Origin of the sequence: Halomonas sp. ND22Bw (assembly GCF_003011945.1) — a bacterium.
GTDB lineage: Bacteria > Pseudomonadota > Gammaproteobacteria > Pseudomonadales > Halomonadaceae > Halomonas > Halomonas halophila.
The window spans coordinates 1-427 of record NZ_PXWD01000205.1 but is presented as its reverse complement, the minus strand read 5'-3'; the positions used below and the strand labels follow the sequence as shown (position 1 = coordinate 427).

The 427-nt window shown below is 71.2% G+C and carries 1 protein-coding gene; it reads left to right on the top strand.

Going from position 1 to position 427, the window contains the following annotated elements; genetic code table 11:
- Positions 1–78: 78 nt before the first annotated feature.
- Positions 79–427 (top strand): uroporphyrinogen-III C-methyltransferase (locus CVH10_RS17700; RefSeq protein WP_369335858.1); only part of this gene is annotated, 349 nt, incomplete at its 3' end.

Sequence of the window (427 nt, the reverse complement as noted above, 5' to 3'; positions counted from 1 at the left end):
TGGAGTGCAAACCTGTCCTACGTGCTTGCCAAGCAGCGATGATTTGCGCGCGGACCGGCGGCGGCCCATCTGGCGAGCATGGCAAGTCTTCTCGATCCCGAGGCGCGCGGGCGCGTCATCCTGGTCGGCGCCGGTCCGGGCGATCCGGGGCTGCTGACGGTGCGCGCGGTCGAGGCGCTGCGCCAGGCCGATGTCGTCGTCCACGACGGGCTGATCGACCCGCGCGTGCTCGATCTCGCCCCCCCGGCGGCACAGCGTATCTCGGTCGCCAAGCGCCGCGCGCGCCATACCTTGCCGCAGGAGGCGATTAATGCGCTGATTGTCGCGCATGTCATCGCCGGCAGCGTGGTCGTGCGGCTGAAGGGCGGCGACCCGTTCATCTTCGGCCGCGGCGGCGAGGAAGTGGAAGCGGTGCGCGCCGCCGGCC